Source organism: Enterobacter sp. KB-221C9, from assembly GCF_041320715.1.
GTDB classification, from domain to species: domain Bacteria; phylum Pseudomonadota; class Gammaproteobacteria; order Enterobacterales; family Enterobacteriaceae; genus Enterobacter; species Enterobacter asburiae_D.
On the sequence record NZ_JBGIWG010000007.1, the window covers coordinates 80,962 to 94,852 of the forward strand.

15 protein-coding genes are annotated in these 13,891 nt (G+C 54.7%); 13 read left to right on the plus strand and 2 right to left on the minus strand.

From position 1 onward, the window contains the following. The first annotated feature begins 54 nt into the window (after positions 1-54). From uhpA to AB8846_RS12285, 5 genes are all read left to right on the plus strand, one after another. Positions 55-648: a transcriptional regulator UhpA gene (gene uhpA, locus AB8846_RS12265; protein ID WP_063145133.1), complete on the plus strand. Its 594-nt coding sequence runs from the start codon at positions 55-57 to the stop codon at positions 646-648. Beyond that, positions 645-2,150, plus strand: coding sequence for a signal transduction histidine-protein kinase/phosphatase UhpB (uhpB, locus tag AB8846_RS12270; protein WP_331413936.1), 1,506 nt, complete (start codon positions 645-647; stop codon positions 2,148-2,150). The genes uhpA and uhpB overlap by 4 nt, the downstream gene beginning before the upstream one ends. After that, positions 2,143-3,462 carry an MFS transporter gene (locus AB8846_RS12275; RefSeq protein WP_370732795.1) on the plus strand — a complete coding sequence of 440 codons (1,320 nt, stop codon included), beginning with the start codon at positions 2,143-2,145 and terminating at the stop codon, positions 3,460-3,462. Before uhpB ends, AB8846_RS12275 begins: the two co-directional genes overlap by 8 nt. Before the next feature lie 132 nt (positions 3,463-3,594). Next, on the plus strand, positions 3,595-4,986 hold the full coding sequence (gene uhpT / locus AB8846_RS12280; RefSeq protein ID WP_063145136.1) for a hexose-6-phosphate:phosphate antiporter: 1,392 nt from the start codon (positions 3,595-3,597) through the stop codon (positions 4,984-4,986). Positions 4,987-5,163: 177 nt separating this feature from the next. After that, positions 5,164-5,616 carry a DUF1198 domain-containing protein gene (locus tag AB8846_RS12285; protein WP_047646739.1) on the plus strand — a complete coding sequence of 151 codons (453 nt, stop codon included), beginning with the start codon at positions 5,164-5,166 and terminating at the stop codon, positions 5,614-5,616. Here AB8846_RS12285 and AB8846_RS12290 read toward each other — a convergent pair. After that, the gene (locus tag AB8846_RS12290) at positions 5,613-6,533 is read right to left on the minus strand and encodes a LysR family transcriptional regulator (protein WP_045285316.1); all 921 of its coding nucleotides are present in this window, start codon (positions 6,531-6,533) and stop codon (positions 5,613-5,615) included. The two genes, AB8846_RS12285 and AB8846_RS12290, sit on opposite strands and share 4 nt — an antisense overlap. Before the next feature lie 187 nt (positions 6,534-6,720). On the opposite strand from AB8846_RS12290, the gene AB8846_RS12295 reads away from it, so the two are divergent. From AB8846_RS12295 to AB8846_RS12330, 8 genes are read left to right on the plus strand one after another with little or no spacing between them, the layout of a single operon-like run. Then, the gene (locus tag AB8846_RS12295) at positions 6,721-7,332 is read left to right on the plus strand and encodes a hypothetical protein (protein ID WP_063145137.1); all 612 of its coding nucleotides are present in this window, start codon (positions 6,721-6,723) and stop codon (positions 7,330-7,332) included. Positions 7,333-7,342: 10 nt separating this feature from the next. Next, a complete protein-coding gene (locus tag AB8846_RS12300) occupies positions 7,343-8,119 on the plus strand; it encodes an AfsA-related hotdog domain-containing protein (protein ID WP_063145138.1) in 777 nt (258 codons plus the stop codon). Next, complete coding sequence (locus AB8846_RS12305) at positions 8,112-8,945, plus strand: hypothetical protein (protein WP_063145139.1); 834 nt, start codon at positions 8,112-8,114, stop codon at positions 8,943-8,945. Before AB8846_RS12300 ends, AB8846_RS12305 begins: the two co-directional genes overlap by 8 nt. Before the next feature lie 7 nt (positions 8,946-8,952). Continuing rightward, entirely contained in the window at positions 8,953-9,177 is a 225-nt protein-coding gene (locus AB8846_RS12310; protein WP_047347457.1) for a tautomerase family protein, read from the plus strand. A 3-nt stretch (positions 9,178-9,180) separates the two neighbouring features. Beyond that, positions 9,181-9,831: an HAD-IB family hydrolase gene (locus AB8846_RS12315; RefSeq protein WP_331413929.1), complete on the plus strand. Its 651-nt coding sequence runs from the start codon at positions 9,181-9,183 to the stop codon at positions 9,829-9,831. Between the two features lie 21 nt (positions 9,832-9,852). Beyond that, the gene (locus AB8846_RS12320; RefSeq protein ID WP_063145141.1) at positions 9,853-11,073 is read left to right on the plus strand and encodes an MFS transporter; all 1,221 of its coding nucleotides are present in this window, start codon (positions 9,853-9,855) and stop codon (positions 11,071-11,073) included. Further along, on the plus strand, positions 11,060-11,473 hold the full coding sequence (locus AB8846_RS12325; protein ID WP_047347459.1) for a carboxymuconolactone decarboxylase family protein: 414 nt from the start codon (positions 11,060-11,062) through the stop codon (positions 11,471-11,473). The genes AB8846_RS12320 and AB8846_RS12325 overlap by 14 nt, the downstream gene beginning before the upstream one ends. Then, positions 11,470-12,645, plus strand: a complete 1,176-nt coding sequence (locus AB8846_RS12330) for an acetyl-CoA C-acetyltransferase (protein WP_370732796.1) — start codon at positions 11,470-11,472, stop codon at positions 12,643-12,645. The genes AB8846_RS12325 and AB8846_RS12330 overlap by 4 nt, the downstream gene beginning before the upstream one ends. A gap of 67 nt (positions 12,646-12,712) precedes the next feature. Here the strand turns inward: AB8846_RS12330 and AB8846_RS12335 are convergent, their stop codons facing one another. Next, the gene (locus tag AB8846_RS12335; RefSeq protein WP_370732797.1) at positions 12,713-13,711 is read right to left on the minus strand and encodes an aldo/keto reductase; all 999 of its coding nucleotides are present in this window, start codon (positions 13,709-13,711) and stop codon (positions 12,713-12,715) included. Positions 13,712-13,891: the final 180 nt, after the last annotated feature.

A 13,891-nucleotide genomic window follows, 5' to 3' on the forward strand; every position in this document is an offset into this window, starting at 1 on the left:
CCGGATAAGGCGTTTACGCCGCCATCCGGCGTGTTCACGCATCAGGATCAACCCATGACCACCATCGCTCTCATCGACGACCACCTTATCGTCCGCTCCGGCTTTGCCCAGCTTCTGAACCTCGAACCGGATTTTCAGGTCGTGGCCGAGTTTGGTTCCGGCCGCGAGGCGCTGGCGGGCCTGCCGGGGCGCGGGGTGCAGGTCTGTATCTGCGATATATCGATGCCCGATCTCTCCGGGCTGGAGCTGTTAAGCCAGCTGCCAAAAGGGATGGCGACGATTATGCTCTCGGTCCACGACAGCCCGGCGCTGGTCGAGCAGGCGCTCAACGCGGGCGCGCGCGGCTTCCTCTCTAAACGCTGTAGCCCCGACGAGCTGATCGCCGCGGTGCGCACCGTCTCCACCGGCGGCTGCTATTTAACGCCGGATATCGCCATCAAGCTGGCGGCCGGAAGGCAGGACCCGCTCACCAAGCGCGAACGCCAGGTGGCAGAGAAGCTCGCGCAGGGGATGTCGGTGAAAGAGATTGCCGCCGAGCTGGATCTGTCCCCGAAAACCGTACACGTTCATCGCGCCAACCTGATGGAAAAACTCGACGTCAGCAACGACGTGGAGCTGGCGCGCCGCATGTTCGACAGCTGGCAATGAGTCCCGTCTTTTCGCGGCTGATCGCCGTCGTCGCCAGCTTTTTTATCTTCTCCGCCGCCTGGTTCTGCCTGTGGAGCATCAGCCTGCACCTGGTTGAACGCCCCGAGCTGGCGGTGCTGCTGTTTCCCTTCGGCCTGCGTCTGGGGTTAATGCTCCAGTGCCCGCGCGCCTACTGGCCGGTTTTGCTCGGCGCAGAGTGGCTGATGCTAGTCTGGCTGGCGCAGGAAGTGGCCCTCGCGCATCTGCCCTTATTGATGACCGGAAGCCTGCTCACGCTTCTCCCGGTTGCGCTCATTTCCCGCTACCGCCACCAGCGTGACTGGCGCACGCTGCTGCGTCAGGGGGCGGCGCTGATTGCCGCCGCGCTGCTGCAGTCGCTTCCGTGGGTCGGCGAGAAGGAGATGCTCAACGCCCTGCTGCTGACCCTCACCGGCGGCCTGACGCTGGCCCCAACCTGCCTCGTGATCTGGCACTACCTCACCAGTACCGTCTGGCAGCCGCTCGGTCCGGCGCTGGTTTCCCAACCGGTGAACTGGCGCGCCCGGCACCTCATCTGGTATTTGCTGCTGTTTGTGGTGAGCCTGTGGCTACAGCTTGGCCTGCCCGCCGAGCTTTCACGCTTCACGCCGTTTTGCCTTGCGCTCCCAATCATCGCCCTGGCCTGGCACTACGGCTGGCAGGGGGCGCTAATAGCGACGCTGATGAACGCCATCGCGCTGATTGCCAGCCAGACCTGGCACGATCATCCGGTGGACCTGCTGCTTTCCCTGCTGGCCCAGAGCCTGACCGGGCTGCTGCTCGGCGCGGGCATTCAGCGCCTGCGCGAGCTGAACCAGTCCCTGCAGACCGAGCTGGCGCGCAACCGCCGTCTGGCTGAGCGTCTGCTGGAGACGGAAGAGAGCGTGCGGCAGGAGGTGGCCCGCGAGCTGCACGACGATATCGGCCAGACGATCACCGCCATCCGCACCCAGGCGGGCATTGTCCAGCGACTGGCGGCAGAAAACGCGGGCGTGAAGCAGGGCGGGGCGCATATCGAACAGCTTTCGCTGGGCGTCTATGATTCCGTTCGTCGCCTGTTAGGACGGCTGCGCCCGCGCCAGCTCGACGACCTTACGCTTGAGCAGGCGGTGCGTTCCCTGATGCGCGAGATGGAGCTGGAAAGCCGCGGAATAGTCAGCCATCTCGACTGGCGCATTAACGAGCCTGCGCTCAGCGAAGGCCAGCGCGTGACGCTGTTCCGCGTTTGTCAGGAGGGGCTGAACAATATCGTCAAGCACGCCAGCGCCAGCGCGGTCACGATCCAGGGCTGGCAGCAGGATGATAGCCTGAAGCTGGTGATTGAAGACGACGGCTGCGGCCTGCCGCCGGGCTCCGGCCAGCAGGGCTTTGGCCTGGCGGGCATGCGCGAGCGCGTGAAGGCGCTCGGCGGCACGCTGAACATTTCCTGCACCCACGGGACGCGCGTCAGCGTCAGTTTGCCGTTAAGGACGCACCATGTTTAAAACCCCTGCCAGCGCCGCGCCGATAGGCGATAAAGCGGTAATCGACGCCCGCTACCGCTACTGGCGTCGCCATATCCTGATGACCATCTGGCTCGGCTACGCGCTGTTCTACTTCACCCGCAAAAGCTTCAACGCCGCTGCGCCGGAAATCCTCGCCAGCGGCGTGATGGCCCGCACCGATATCGGCCTGCTGGCGACGCTGTTTTACATCACCTACGGCCTGTCGAAGTTCTTCTCCGGCATCGTCAGCGACCGCTCCAACGCCCGCTATTTCATGGGTGTTGGGCTGATCGCCACCGGGGTGGTGAACATCCTGTTTGGCTTCTCCACCTCGCTGTGGGCCTTTGCCCTGCTGTGGGCGCTGAACGCCTTTTTCCAGGGATGGGGCGCGCCGGTCTGCGCTCGCCTGCTCACGGCCTGGTACTCGCGCAACGAGCGCGGCGGCTGGTGGGCAATCTGGAACACCGCGCATAACGTCGGCGGGGCGCTGATCCCGATGGTGGTGGGGGCGGCAGCGCTGCACTACGGCTGGCGCGCGGGGATGATGATTGCCGGAGGCCTCGCGATTGTCGCCGGGCTGTTCCTCTGCTGGCGCCTGCGCGACAGGCCGCAAACCGTCGGCCTGCCGCCGGTGGGCGACTGGCGGCACGACGAGATGGAGATTGCCCAGCAGCAGGAGGGCGCGGGGCTGACCCGCAGGGAGATCCTTACCAAATACGTGCTGAAAAACCCGTACATCTGGCTGCTGTCGCTCTGCTACGTGCTGGTCTACGTGGTGCGCGCGGCGATCAACGACTGGGGCAACCTGTACATGTCCGAGACGCTCGGCGTGGACCTGGTGACCGCTAACTCGGCGGTGACCATGTTCGAGCTGGGCGGGTTTATCGGCGCGCTGGTGGCGGGCTGGGGGTCGGACAAGCTGTTCAACGGCAACCGTGGCCCGATGAACCTGATCTTCGCCGCCGGGATTTTGCTCTCCGTCGGCTCGCTGTGGCTGATGCCGTTCGCCAGCTACGTGATGCAGGCGGCGTGCTTCTTCACCACCGGCTTCTTCGTCTTTGGCCCGCAGATGCTGATCGGCATGGCGGCGGCGGAGTGTTCCCACAAAGAGGCGGCAGGCGCGGCGACGGGCTTTGTCGGGCTGTTTGCCTACCTTGGCGCATCGCTCTCCGGCTGGCCGCTGGCGCGGGTGATCGACGTCTGGCACTGGAGCGGATTCTTTGCGGTGATCGCCATCGCGGCGGGGATCTCCGCCCTGCTGCTGCTGCCGTTTTTGAACGCGCAGGCGCCGCGCGAGGTGAGCGAAGCGTGATGTGTCTCACCTTTTCACCCCGAATGGCGCAAAACTAGGAAATTTTCCCGGTTTTACCTGGACGCTGTCTCAGGCATCTCTCCCGGCTGATTTTTACAATGCTGCAAAAATCAGCTCAGGAGTAACTCAGTCATGCTGGCCTTCTTAAATCAGGTGCGCAAGCCGACCCTGGACCTGCCGCTCGACGTGCGGCGCAAAATGTGGTTCAAACCGTTCATGCAGTCTTATCTGGTGGTCTTCATCGGCTACCTGACCATGTACCTGATCCGCAAAAACTTTAACATTGCGCAGAACGACATGATCTCAACCTACGGGCTGAGCATGACGCAGCTGGGGATGATTGGCCTGGGCTTCTCCATCACCTACGGCGTGGGTAAAACCGTCGTTTCCTACTACGCGGACGGCAAAAACACCAAGCAGTTCCTGCCGTTTATGCTGATCCTCTCCGCTATCTGTATGCTTGGCTTCAGCGCCAGCATGGGCACCGGCTCCGTTAGCCTGTTCCTGATGATCGCCTTCTACGCCCTGAGCGGTTTCTTCCAGAGTACCGGCGGGTCGTGCAGCTACTCCACCATCACCAAATGGACCCCGCGCCGCAAGCGTGGTTCGTACCTCGGCATGTGGAACATCTCCCACAACCTCGGCGGGGCGGGTGCGGCTGGCGTAGCGCTGTTCGGCGCAAACGTCCTGTTCGACGGCCACGTGATCGGCATGTTTATCTTCCCGTCGATTATCGCCCTGATCGTCGGCTTTATCGGCCTGCGCTTCGGCAGCGACTCCCCGGAATCTTACGGCCTCGGCAAAGCTGAAGAGCTGTTCGGCGAGGAGATCAGCGAAGAGGACAAAGAGACCGAAGAGAACGAGATGACCAAATGGCAGATCTTTGTTGAGTACGTGCTGAAAAACAAGGTGATCTGGCTGCTGTGCTTCTCAAACATCTTCCTCTACGTGGTGCGCATCGGTATCGACCAGTGGTCGACCGTGTATGCCTTCCAGGAGCTGAAGCTCTCTAAAGAAGTGGCGATTCAGGGCTTCACCCTGTTCGAAGTGGGCGCGCTGGTCGGTACGCTGCTGTGGGGCTGGCTCTCCGACCTCGCCAACGGCCGTCGTGCGCTGGTGGCCTGCGTCGCGCTGGCGCTGATTATCGCCACGCTCGGCGTCTACCAGCACGCCAGCAACCAGTACGTTTACCTGGCCTCCCTGTTCGCGCTCGGCTTCCTGGTGTTTGGCCCGCAGTTGCTGATCGGCGTGGCGGCAGTCGGCTTCGTACCGAAAAAAGCGATCGGCGCCGCCGATGGGATTAAAGGCACCTTCGCCTACCTGATTGGCGACAGCTTCGCCAAGCTGGGCCTGGGGATGATCGCCGACGGCACGCCAATTTTCGGCCTCACCGGCTGGGCGGGCACCTTCGCCGCGCTGGATGCCGCAGCCATCGGCTGTATCGTCCTGATGGCGATGGTCGCGGTGCTGGAAGAACGTAAGATTCGCCGTGAGAATCGTGCGCAGAAATTAAAAGCAGCCTGAGTGTGCAGGTAACTTCTTTGCCCGGTGTGTGATGCCGGGCTTTTTTACATTTACGCCGAAGGCGTTAATTCCTCATATCCCATTCTTCAACATCTTTTCCGTTCACTATTATGGTTCTGCCCGCTGTTGACGCCCTGCGTTTCCCGCTATGATGAGCGGCTATTCTAAGGAGAACGCATGGTCTGGATAATGCTGGCAACGCTTGCCGTGGTGTTTGTGGTGGGATTTCGCGTCCTGACTTCGGATTCTCGCCGCGCCATCAAACGATTAAGCGAACGGCTGGGGATCACCCCAATGCCGGTCGAGTCGATGATTGACCAGTTTGGCAAAACGTCGGGCAATGAGTTTATCCGTTATCTTGAACGCCCCGACGAGGCGCATCTGCAAAACGCCGCGCAGGTGCTGTTGATCTGGCAGGTCTGCATTGTCGATGGCAGTGAAGAGAATCTGCATACATGGCACCGTATGCTGCGTAAAGCCCGCCTGGCGGCACCCATTACCGATGCGCAAATTCGTCTGGCGCTTGGCTTTATGCGCGAAATGGAGCCCGATCCGCAGGAGCTGAACGCCTTCCAGCTACGCTATAACCAGCTCTTCCTGCCGGAAGAGGGTGTGTTTTACCTGCATTAAGCCGTTTTTCCGCACAGGATATTTTGAGCGTTAAGAATCTCTTCTCTGTTTTCATTGAGGCGGGTGGCGGCATAGATATCTATGTTTAACCTTTTTGCCTCCGCGTCCGTGAGTTCACGGTAGCAAAGTCCTTCCTGATTAAAGGTGCATTTCGACTGAGGCAGCAGCGCAAATCCTTTCCCTCTTGCGATACGGCTTAGCATCACGAGGGTATCATCCGGCTCTTTTATCCGCTTCAGCGGCGTTTTCAGCGTATCAAAGTAGCTTTCGCATTTGTCGTAAAATGACGGGTTAGCGCTTCGCGAAAACCAGAAAATGGGAAGATCGCTAATATCCTCCAGCGCGACTTTCTCTTTCAGGCTGGCAGGATGTAAAGAGGGCATTGCGATGAGCAACGGTTCCTGGCAGACCCAGCGGTATTGAACAATGTCTTCATGACCCGTTCCTTTTTCACCGGTCAGCACCAGATCCAGCATATTTTTAGACAAGCTTTGCAGCAGTTGGGCTGACGTCAGGTCCGGCGTTTCGACATCATCTCCCGCGTTCATTTTTTGAAGCTGGGTATTCACGGGTTCAATATATTCAAAATTAAGCGTCCGCGTGAGTCCGATACGCAGGCTCGTTTCAGAAGAGAGCGGGTCTTCTTTTAGATTGCTGATGTCTTTAAGTATTTTTTCAGCCTGAACAACCAGCGCACGACCTGCTTCAGTGAGGCTAACGTCATGCGTGCTGCGGCTGAACAACTGACGTTTCAGAACCGCTTCAAGGCACTTTATCTGACGCGTCAACGGTGGTTGAGTCATCCGCAGGCGTTCGGCAGCCTTACGAAAGTTTAGTTCATGTGCAACAGCGAGAAAGCATTGTAATTGTTTGATACTGGGCAGGTTATTGCTGATTAAATGTTCTGCTGTGGCCATACGTGAGTCCTGAATGCGAAAAGGTATTTAGTCTTTTTTCGATTTCGATATTACACGCTAAATGCGGGCAGCAAAACCCGTTTTAACAGTAATACCAAAAATATATTACAAATTTAACAATTCCAATTGTTTCCTGTATTGATAAATTTCTATCCGAATCCTCACTCAATCAATATTCGGAGTAATTATGTCGTCTAAATATGTACTGGTATCACGCTTCCCATTAAAAAATGCTTTTTCTGAAAAAGAATTCACTTCATTAAAAAGCAATGAAAACGTTCGCTACTATTCCTGTGAAGAAAACGGTGTTAATGAATTGCTGGAACTGCGCGCGTTCAACGATATTAAAGAAATTGCGTGGGTTGAGAGTGAAATGGACTCCATGTTCCATCGTTTCTCTGATGTTCTTTCTGCCGATATTCGTCGCGAATTACTTAAGTTTGTTGAATCCCCTATCGATAATAAAAAGAACTTACCAGAATCAAATTATATCCAGCTTCGTCACGTTGAAGTGCCTGCGCATAACTATCAGCAGTACCGTCAGTGGCGCGATGAAACCATTTTTAATGTGGTAAGAGATAACAAAGATAAGATTGAAAGTTTCGAAGCATTTCATTCTCTGATCAGTGGCGTTCCGGGCGTAATGTTTATCTCCTCATTCAACGGTGATAAAGCAGCATATAAAGAAGCATTTACCAATGCACGTTACCAGGAAATCATCCAGCAGGCCGGCGACAACTTTATCACTGGCGGCAATGACGGCCTTTATACGCGCATCTACCGTGCTTGCTGTTGTTGAGGAACACTGAATGAACTGTAAAAAGTTGGTTGTGGTTGGCGATAAATTTAATGAATTTGCCAACGGTAAAGATGTACTGACTATATCTCAGCTTGAATTATTGACTCAGATCCCTGCGAATATCATTGATAAAGAACACGAAATTATTGTTGGTCAGGGCGTGCGCAAGGATTTTGCCGGAAAAGTAATTTCAAACCAGGCAAGAAACGCAGTTCATGGTAATAAACTTAAAATGTGCTCTCTGGAAAAACTGGTTAGCGACAAAAAAAATGCACATTGCCATAAAAAGCTGGAACAGAACGTACTTATAGGGCCTGCGGAACAGGCTGAGCATAATCCCGACCTTTATGCTATGCCTTTGTTGATCGACGAGCGTTGCGAATTGATGGCGGATCACCAGACGGGCCAGCATATTCAGGGAATGCTGCTGGTTGAAGCCAGCCGACAGGCCTTTATCGGCGTCACCGAAGAGTTTATTTACCAGCAGGAAAGCGGGCGCTATTACGTCATTAATAGCATGGCAATCAATTTTGCCAGTTTTCTGTTCCCTTTACCGGCGCTGGTCCATTTTGAATTTCTGGAAAAAGATATTAACGACCGCCGGGGGCGTTTCAAGGCACAGGTACGCGTCACTCAGCACCAAACGCTTTGCGCAACAATGGATGTGTCGTTCACCGTCTATCCTTCCGCCCTGATTACAGAGAAAGAAAAATCTCTGGCTGAGGTTGCCATGCAGGCGGCCATCGTTCAGCAGCAAGGGGTGGTTCAGGGGGTAACGCATGCCTGAATTACGTAGCCAGAAATACCGTCTGGCTGCGACCACGCAGGGGCCGCTTTACCCCCCTGCGGAGGTCATGGACGGGAAGGGTAATTTTGTCGTGGTTGGCATGGTGCCCGGGGATAACGGTCTGCAGTGGCGAAGCGTCATTGTCTCACCGGACAGCGTGCTCCCGGCATTTGGGGAAATAGCACCCTATAACATTCTGTGTGATATAGAGAAAATGCCTCAGGACGCGCTGAAGGACATCATTCTTCATACTCTTCCTTTACCCATTCCGATGAACAACTATCGGATGATTTTCGCACCGGAACAGCGGCCGCACGCCAACAAAGAAAAGAGGCCGAGCGTGCCGCTTCATGACGGCTATATCGCAGATTATCGCCGCAGCGATGGAAAGCGAGACATCCAGCCTGTCACCCTCGCTGCCTGGCTTGAGGCAGAGGGAACTTTTGACGTCACGTTGTCCGAAGATAAAAAACGAGCACGGTTCACGTTTTCGTTCCGGAGTCTTGTTCCGGATAGCGTTTATACCGTGATGAGTCTCAGGGAAAACGATTTAGCCTCTGAGGCGCCGAGCAGGCCTGGCCCGCTGGGCATACCCAACGTATTTATAACCGATAGTGAAGGTAATGCCGAATATTGGGCTGAGTTAACCGATCCTTTTCCGGCACCGGAGAGGAAAGGAAACAGAATTATTAACGTAGTCGTACTTTATATGAGCTCGCGTCAGAGCTACGGCGGTGCAATTGGTTTTTACGGTCTTGGAGGCGATATCCATGCCCATTTAAAACTCAAAGGCCGTTCCTTCGATGAATTTACAACTATAGAGTGAGAAAAGTATGCCGTTTGTTCATGTGATGACCTGGCCGACGAAAGATGAAAATCAAATCATCAGGCTTCAGGAAGATATTACGTTTGCCGTTCACAAAAATACAGGTGCACCGCTGGATAAAATTTCCGTGGTAGTTTCTGAAATTCCGCCTTCCCGCTGGGCGGATGCAGGCGTGCCTGGTACGGATAAAGATTTCCCGGTTAAGAGTCGAAGAAAAAACTACGAGGAATAGGCCTTGCGTAAACACGCCGCATTTTTTGACGTTGATGAGACGCTTATAAATATTAAAAGTATGTTTGATTTCTATGATTTCTGGTGCAGGGAAAATAATCAACACGATCGTCTTCAACGCTTTATGTCTCGCTTTCGTGCCGACGTAAAAAACGGTGTGCCAAGGGAGACGCTGAACCGAGAGTATTATCGCCAGTTTAAAGGTGTATCTTGTCGTTATCTGGACGAAATGGGCGAGGAATGGTTCAGGCGTAAGCTGGAAAATGAGTTTTTTATTGATAGCGCCGTTGCAGCACTTAAAAAACATCAGAGCCAGAACATGTACACTGTATTTATATCGGGCTCTATGCTTCCGATTCTTTCACCCATTGCGAAATACCTTGGGGTAACGGATGTACTCTGTGCGCCGGTCATAATAAATGAAGCAGGTGAGTTAACAGGTGAAATCGGCCTGCCGCAAACAATTGGATCGGGTAAAAAAGACGCGCTTATGACGTTTTGCCGGGATAAGGAGATTAACCCGGCGGATTGTTATGCCTACGGTGACGATGTTTCGGATATTCCAATGCTCGAAGCCATCGGGCATCCCGTGTGTGTGGGAGAGCATTCCGCGCTTACCAGATATGCAACAGAAAAAAATTGGCACATTATTTAAACCATCATTGAGGTAAGTAGTATGACTTCAGAACTCTCTTTGCAAAATATGACGTTAAGGTCATGGCTTGCTTTATTCATTCTGGCTATTTCAACGTTTACTATTGTCACTACCGAACTGGCGCCGGTCGGATTATTAACGCCAATCGCAGAGGGGCTACAGTCTTCGGAATCCGCCGTGGGCATGACCGTGTCGCTTTATGCCTGGGTAGGGGCGTTGAGTGCGCTGTTTGCCTCAGTCTTTTTAGGCAATGTGGCCAAGAAACGCCTTTTACTCGTGCTCACCGTGGTGCTTCTGATCTCCAACATCATGGCCGCGACGGTAAACACCTACAGCACGCTGCTTAGCGCCCGAGTGCTGGGTGCGCTTGCTCACGGTGCATTCTGGGCGATGATCGGTGCAACGGCGGTTGCTATCGTTCCTGCCAGATATATTGGGGCGGCAACGTCAATCGTATTTGGTGGCGTCTCCGCAGCAAGCGTTTTTGGCGTGCCGGTATCCAACTACATTGGTATTCACTTCGGCTGGCGGCAGGCATTTTGGCTGATGGCCGCGCTGAGCGTAATTGCCTTTGTGGGTATTAGCGTGCTTGTTCCCCAGATCACCAGCAAAAGTGCGCTTGGCCTGGATGCACTTAAAGGCGTGCTGAAATCGTCTACCTTGTGGAAAATTTACTCCGCTACCCTGCTGGCCGTTACGGCCCACTTTGCCGCCTTTACGTACATTGAACCTTGGCTGCACACGCAGAGTTTACTGTCCACCGCGTTTATTCCCGCTGTGCTTTTTGTTTACGGCATTGCAGGTCTGGCCGGTAATTTCCTGACCGGCGTGTTGATTGATAAGTATCTCAAGCTGACGGTCTCTTTGTCTGTACTGCTGATCTGTGCGGTGCTGCTGTTCCTGGGTCTATCAGGTTCTTCGCTCTCTGCTGCGTTGATATTCATCAGCATGATTCTCTGGGGCGTTGCCGTGTCAGGAATATTTGTCGGCTTCCAGACGTGGGTTTTACGTATGGCCGAGGATAAAGCTTTCCCGGCCTCCGCAATCTACGTTTCGTTTTTCAATACCGCCATTGGTATCGGCGCGTCGGTCGGTGCCTGGATGGTTTCAGCATTTTCAATGCCGCTCCTGTATATCGTCGCCGGCACGGCCATCGGCCTGTCCGTTCTGCTTGTCGCGGTTATTCCTGCAACGTTGACCGCAAAACAGTCCCCTCTGGAGAAATCTTATGAGTCAAATTAATGACCGCACGCGCTATGGCAGAGAGATTATGGACCGTCTTGAAGCGGGACTCGCGGATAAAGTCACCCGTCGCCTGAGCGAGCTGGACCCGGGGCTGCCCGCCCTGATTACCGACTATGCGTTCGGGGATGTGGTGGGGCGTCCGGGACTGGATCTCAAAACGCGCGAAATGCTGACCGTCGCCTCGCTTGTGACGCTGGGTAATGCCATGCCGCAGCTGGAACTGCATATGAGAGGCGCGCTCAACACAGGCGTGACGCCGGAAGAGCTGCTTGAAATCGTGATACAGATGGCGGTGTATGCTGGCGTTCCCGCCTGTATGAATGGTCTTACTGCATACCGGGCGGCAATGGCCGCGACGGGTCATACCTTGCCAGGACTGAAAGGGGAAGGCGCATGAGCGAGGTTGTCATTATTGCAGCCCGCCGCACGGCGACGGGCGCATTTCAGGGCGCGCTTGCGGAGCATTCCGCCTCTGACCTGGGAAGTCGGGTCATTCAGGCGCTCCTGAAAGAATCTGGCGTAGAGGCCGGTGATATCTCTCAGGTCATTATGGGGCAGGTACTTACTGCGGGTTGCGGTCAGAATCCGGCCCGGCAGTCGGCCCTGAATGCCGGATTACCGGTAGAAACGCAATGTCTGACAATCAATAAGGTTTGTGGTTCCGGGCTAAAGGCGGTCCATCTAGGCATGCAGGCGCTTCAGACGGGTGAGGCTGAGTTTGTTATCGCCGGCGGTCAGGAGAGTATGTCCAACGCGCCGCATATCGCCATGACGTCACGTAGCGGAACGCGGCTGGGTGATATCACTCTCAAAGATAGCCTGGTTTCTGACGGGCTCTGGGATGCCTTCAACGATTATCATATGGGTATCACCGCTGAGAATGTTGCGACGGAGTTTGGTATCAGCCGCGAAATGCAGGATGAGTATGCCCTTATCTCTCACCACAATGCGCTTGAAGCGCAGGCGCGCGGCATTTTTGAGCGCGAAATTGTGCCGGTTGAGTGGCTGACGCGAAAAGGCGAAACGATTTGCGTGGAGAGGGATGAAGGGCCGCGTGCAACCAGTATTGAAAAATTGACGAAGCTGAGGCCTGTCTTCCGAAAAGAGGGAACGGTGACGGCGGGAAATGCGTCATCGCTGAATGACGGTGCCGCTGCGGTGCTGCTTTGTACGCGTGATACCGCCGAAGCGCGTGGCTTGCCGGTTCTGGCTTCGCTGGGCGTGTTTACCAATTCCGGTATCCAGCCGGCATTAATGGGCGCAGCTCCGATTCAAGCCATTGCCGACTGTCTTTCCCGCTCGGGATGGAAGCCTGAGGATGTCGATCACCTTGAATCCAACGAAGCGTTTGCCGCCCAGGCGCTGGCGGTGATTCAGCAGGCTGGGATTTCCCCGGATCGTATCAATCCTTACGGCGGGGCCATCGCGCTTGGGCATGCGATAGGCGCATCTGGCTGCCGGATTTTGGTGACGCTGGTTCATTCCCTGGTCCGTAACGACGGCAAGCGTGGCGTCGCCGCACTGTGCGTAGGCGGTGGGGAAGGCGTCGCGTTGAGCGTTTATCGCTAACGGCACGGCGTATCTGTAGACATAAAAAAACCGGGTTAACCCGGTTTTTTTATTTCATGATGAGGTATCAGGCGTTCACGCCCTTCATACCCTCGGCGGAATAGCGCTCGCCTTTGATCGCTATCCGACGATGAAGGTTGTTCAATGATTCAATGTCGTTCATATCAAGCACAATGTCGGCTGCTTGCGCATTCTCGGTCAGATAGTTGAGGTGCTTAGTGCCAGGAATGGGAACCAGCCGATCGTATTGCGCTAACAGCCAGGCAAGGGCAATCTGACCTGCGGTACAGCCGTACTTCGCCGCCAGCGGGTGGATGATATCAAGCAGCTGGCGATTATGATCGAGGCTGGACTGAACAAAACGTTCGTTATTTCTACGGAAATCACCTTCTGCAAACTCGCTATTGTTGAGGTATTTTCCCGTCAGGAAGCCTCTGCCAAGAGGCGAGTAGGGCACCAGACCAATACCTAACTCTTTAACGACCGGCAGAATGCTTTCCTCGATATCGCGTGTCCACAGAGAATATTCCGTTTGCAGCGCGGTGACCGGATGGACTTCATGGGCGCGTTGCAGCGTTGCAGCCGACACTTCGCAAAGGCCGATGTGGTTAATCTTGCCCTCTTTAACGAGCGCACTCAGGCAATCCATGCTTTCTTCGACCGGCGTTTCGTTGCTCAATCTGTGAAGGTAAAAGAGATCGATGCGTTCAACGCCAAGCCGCTTGAGGGACTCATTACAGCAGCGGATGATATAGTCAGGCGTATTGTTGATGGTGCGGGCGTAAGACTCGTCAGGCGAGCGATCGATGCCGCACTTCGTGGCTATTTTGAACTGCTCGCGAGTGCTTTTATCCAGCCCGGCAAGAAAATGACCGATTAGTCTTTCATTATGACCACGGCCATATAAATTTGCGGTATCAATAAACGTCACGTTCAGATCGATGAGGCTATGCAATACCTGCAGTGAGGCTTTGTCATTAGTCTGGCCATAAAATTCACTCAGGCCCATGGCACCATAGCCGACAGCACTGACGGTAAGATTTTGAGATAAAGTACGTGTTTTCATAGTTTCTCCTTTTCAGACGCTATGATTGTTTCACCTCAAATGTGGATACTGAATTTTCATTTTCGTTATGCTGAAAAGGTATCAGTCGGTGACGATCTCCCTCCAGGCCCATTAAAAACGACAAAAGTTGTCAAATCGTTAAATCCGTCACACTTTTGATGATAAACTGCGCGACTTTTC

Coding starts and splice junctions, on each gene's coding strand:
- uhpA (WP_063145133.1), top strand. CDS start 55: ATGACCACCATCGCTCTCATCGACGACCACCTTATCGTCCGCTCCGGC.
- uhpB (WP_331413936.1), top strand. CDS start 645: ATGAGTCCCGTCTTTTCGCGGCTGATCGCCGTCGTCGCCAGCTTTTTT.
- AB8846_RS12275 (WP_370732795.1), top strand. CDS start 2,143: ATGTTTAAAACCCCTGCCAGCGCCGCGCCGATAGGCGATAAAGCGGTA.
- uhpT (WP_063145136.1), top strand. CDS start 3,595: ATGCTGGCCTTCTTAAATCAGGTGCGCAAGCCGACCCTGGACCTGCCG.
- AB8846_RS12285 (WP_047646739.1), top strand. CDS start 5,164: ATGGTCTGGATAATGCTGGCAACGCTTGCCGTGGTGTTTGTGGTGGGA.
- AB8846_RS12290 (WP_045285316.1), bottom strand. CDS start 6,533: ATGGCCACAGCAGAACATTTAATCAGCAATAACCTGCCCAGTATCAAA.
- AB8846_RS12295 (WP_063145137.1), top strand. CDS start 6,721: ATGTCGTCTAAATATGTACTGGTATCACGCTTCCCATTAAAAAATGCT.
- AB8846_RS12300 (WP_063145138.1), top strand. CDS start 7,343: ATGAACTGTAAAAAGTTGGTTGTGGTTGGCGATAAATTTAATGAATTT.
- AB8846_RS12305 (WP_063145139.1), top strand. CDS start 8,112: ATGCCTGAATTACGTAGCCAGAAATACCGTCTGGCTGCGACCACGCAG.
- AB8846_RS12310 (WP_047347457.1), top strand. CDS start 8,953: ATGCCGTTTGTTCATGTGATGACCTGGCCGACGAAAGATGAAAATCAA.
- AB8846_RS12320 (WP_063145141.1), top strand. CDS start 9,853: ATGACTTCAGAACTCTCTTTGCAAAATATGACGTTAAGGTCATGGCTT.
- AB8846_RS12325 (WP_047347459.1), top strand. CDS start 11,060: ATGAGTCAAATTAATGACCGCACGCGCTATGGCAGAGAGATTATGGAC.
- AB8846_RS12330 (WP_370732796.1), top strand. CDS start 11,470: ATGAGCGAGGTTGTCATTATTGCAGCCCGCCGCACGGCGACGGGCGCA.
- AB8846_RS12335 (WP_370732797.1), bottom strand. CDS start 13,711: ATGAAAACACGTACTTTATCTCAAAATCTTACCGTCAGTGCTGTCGGC.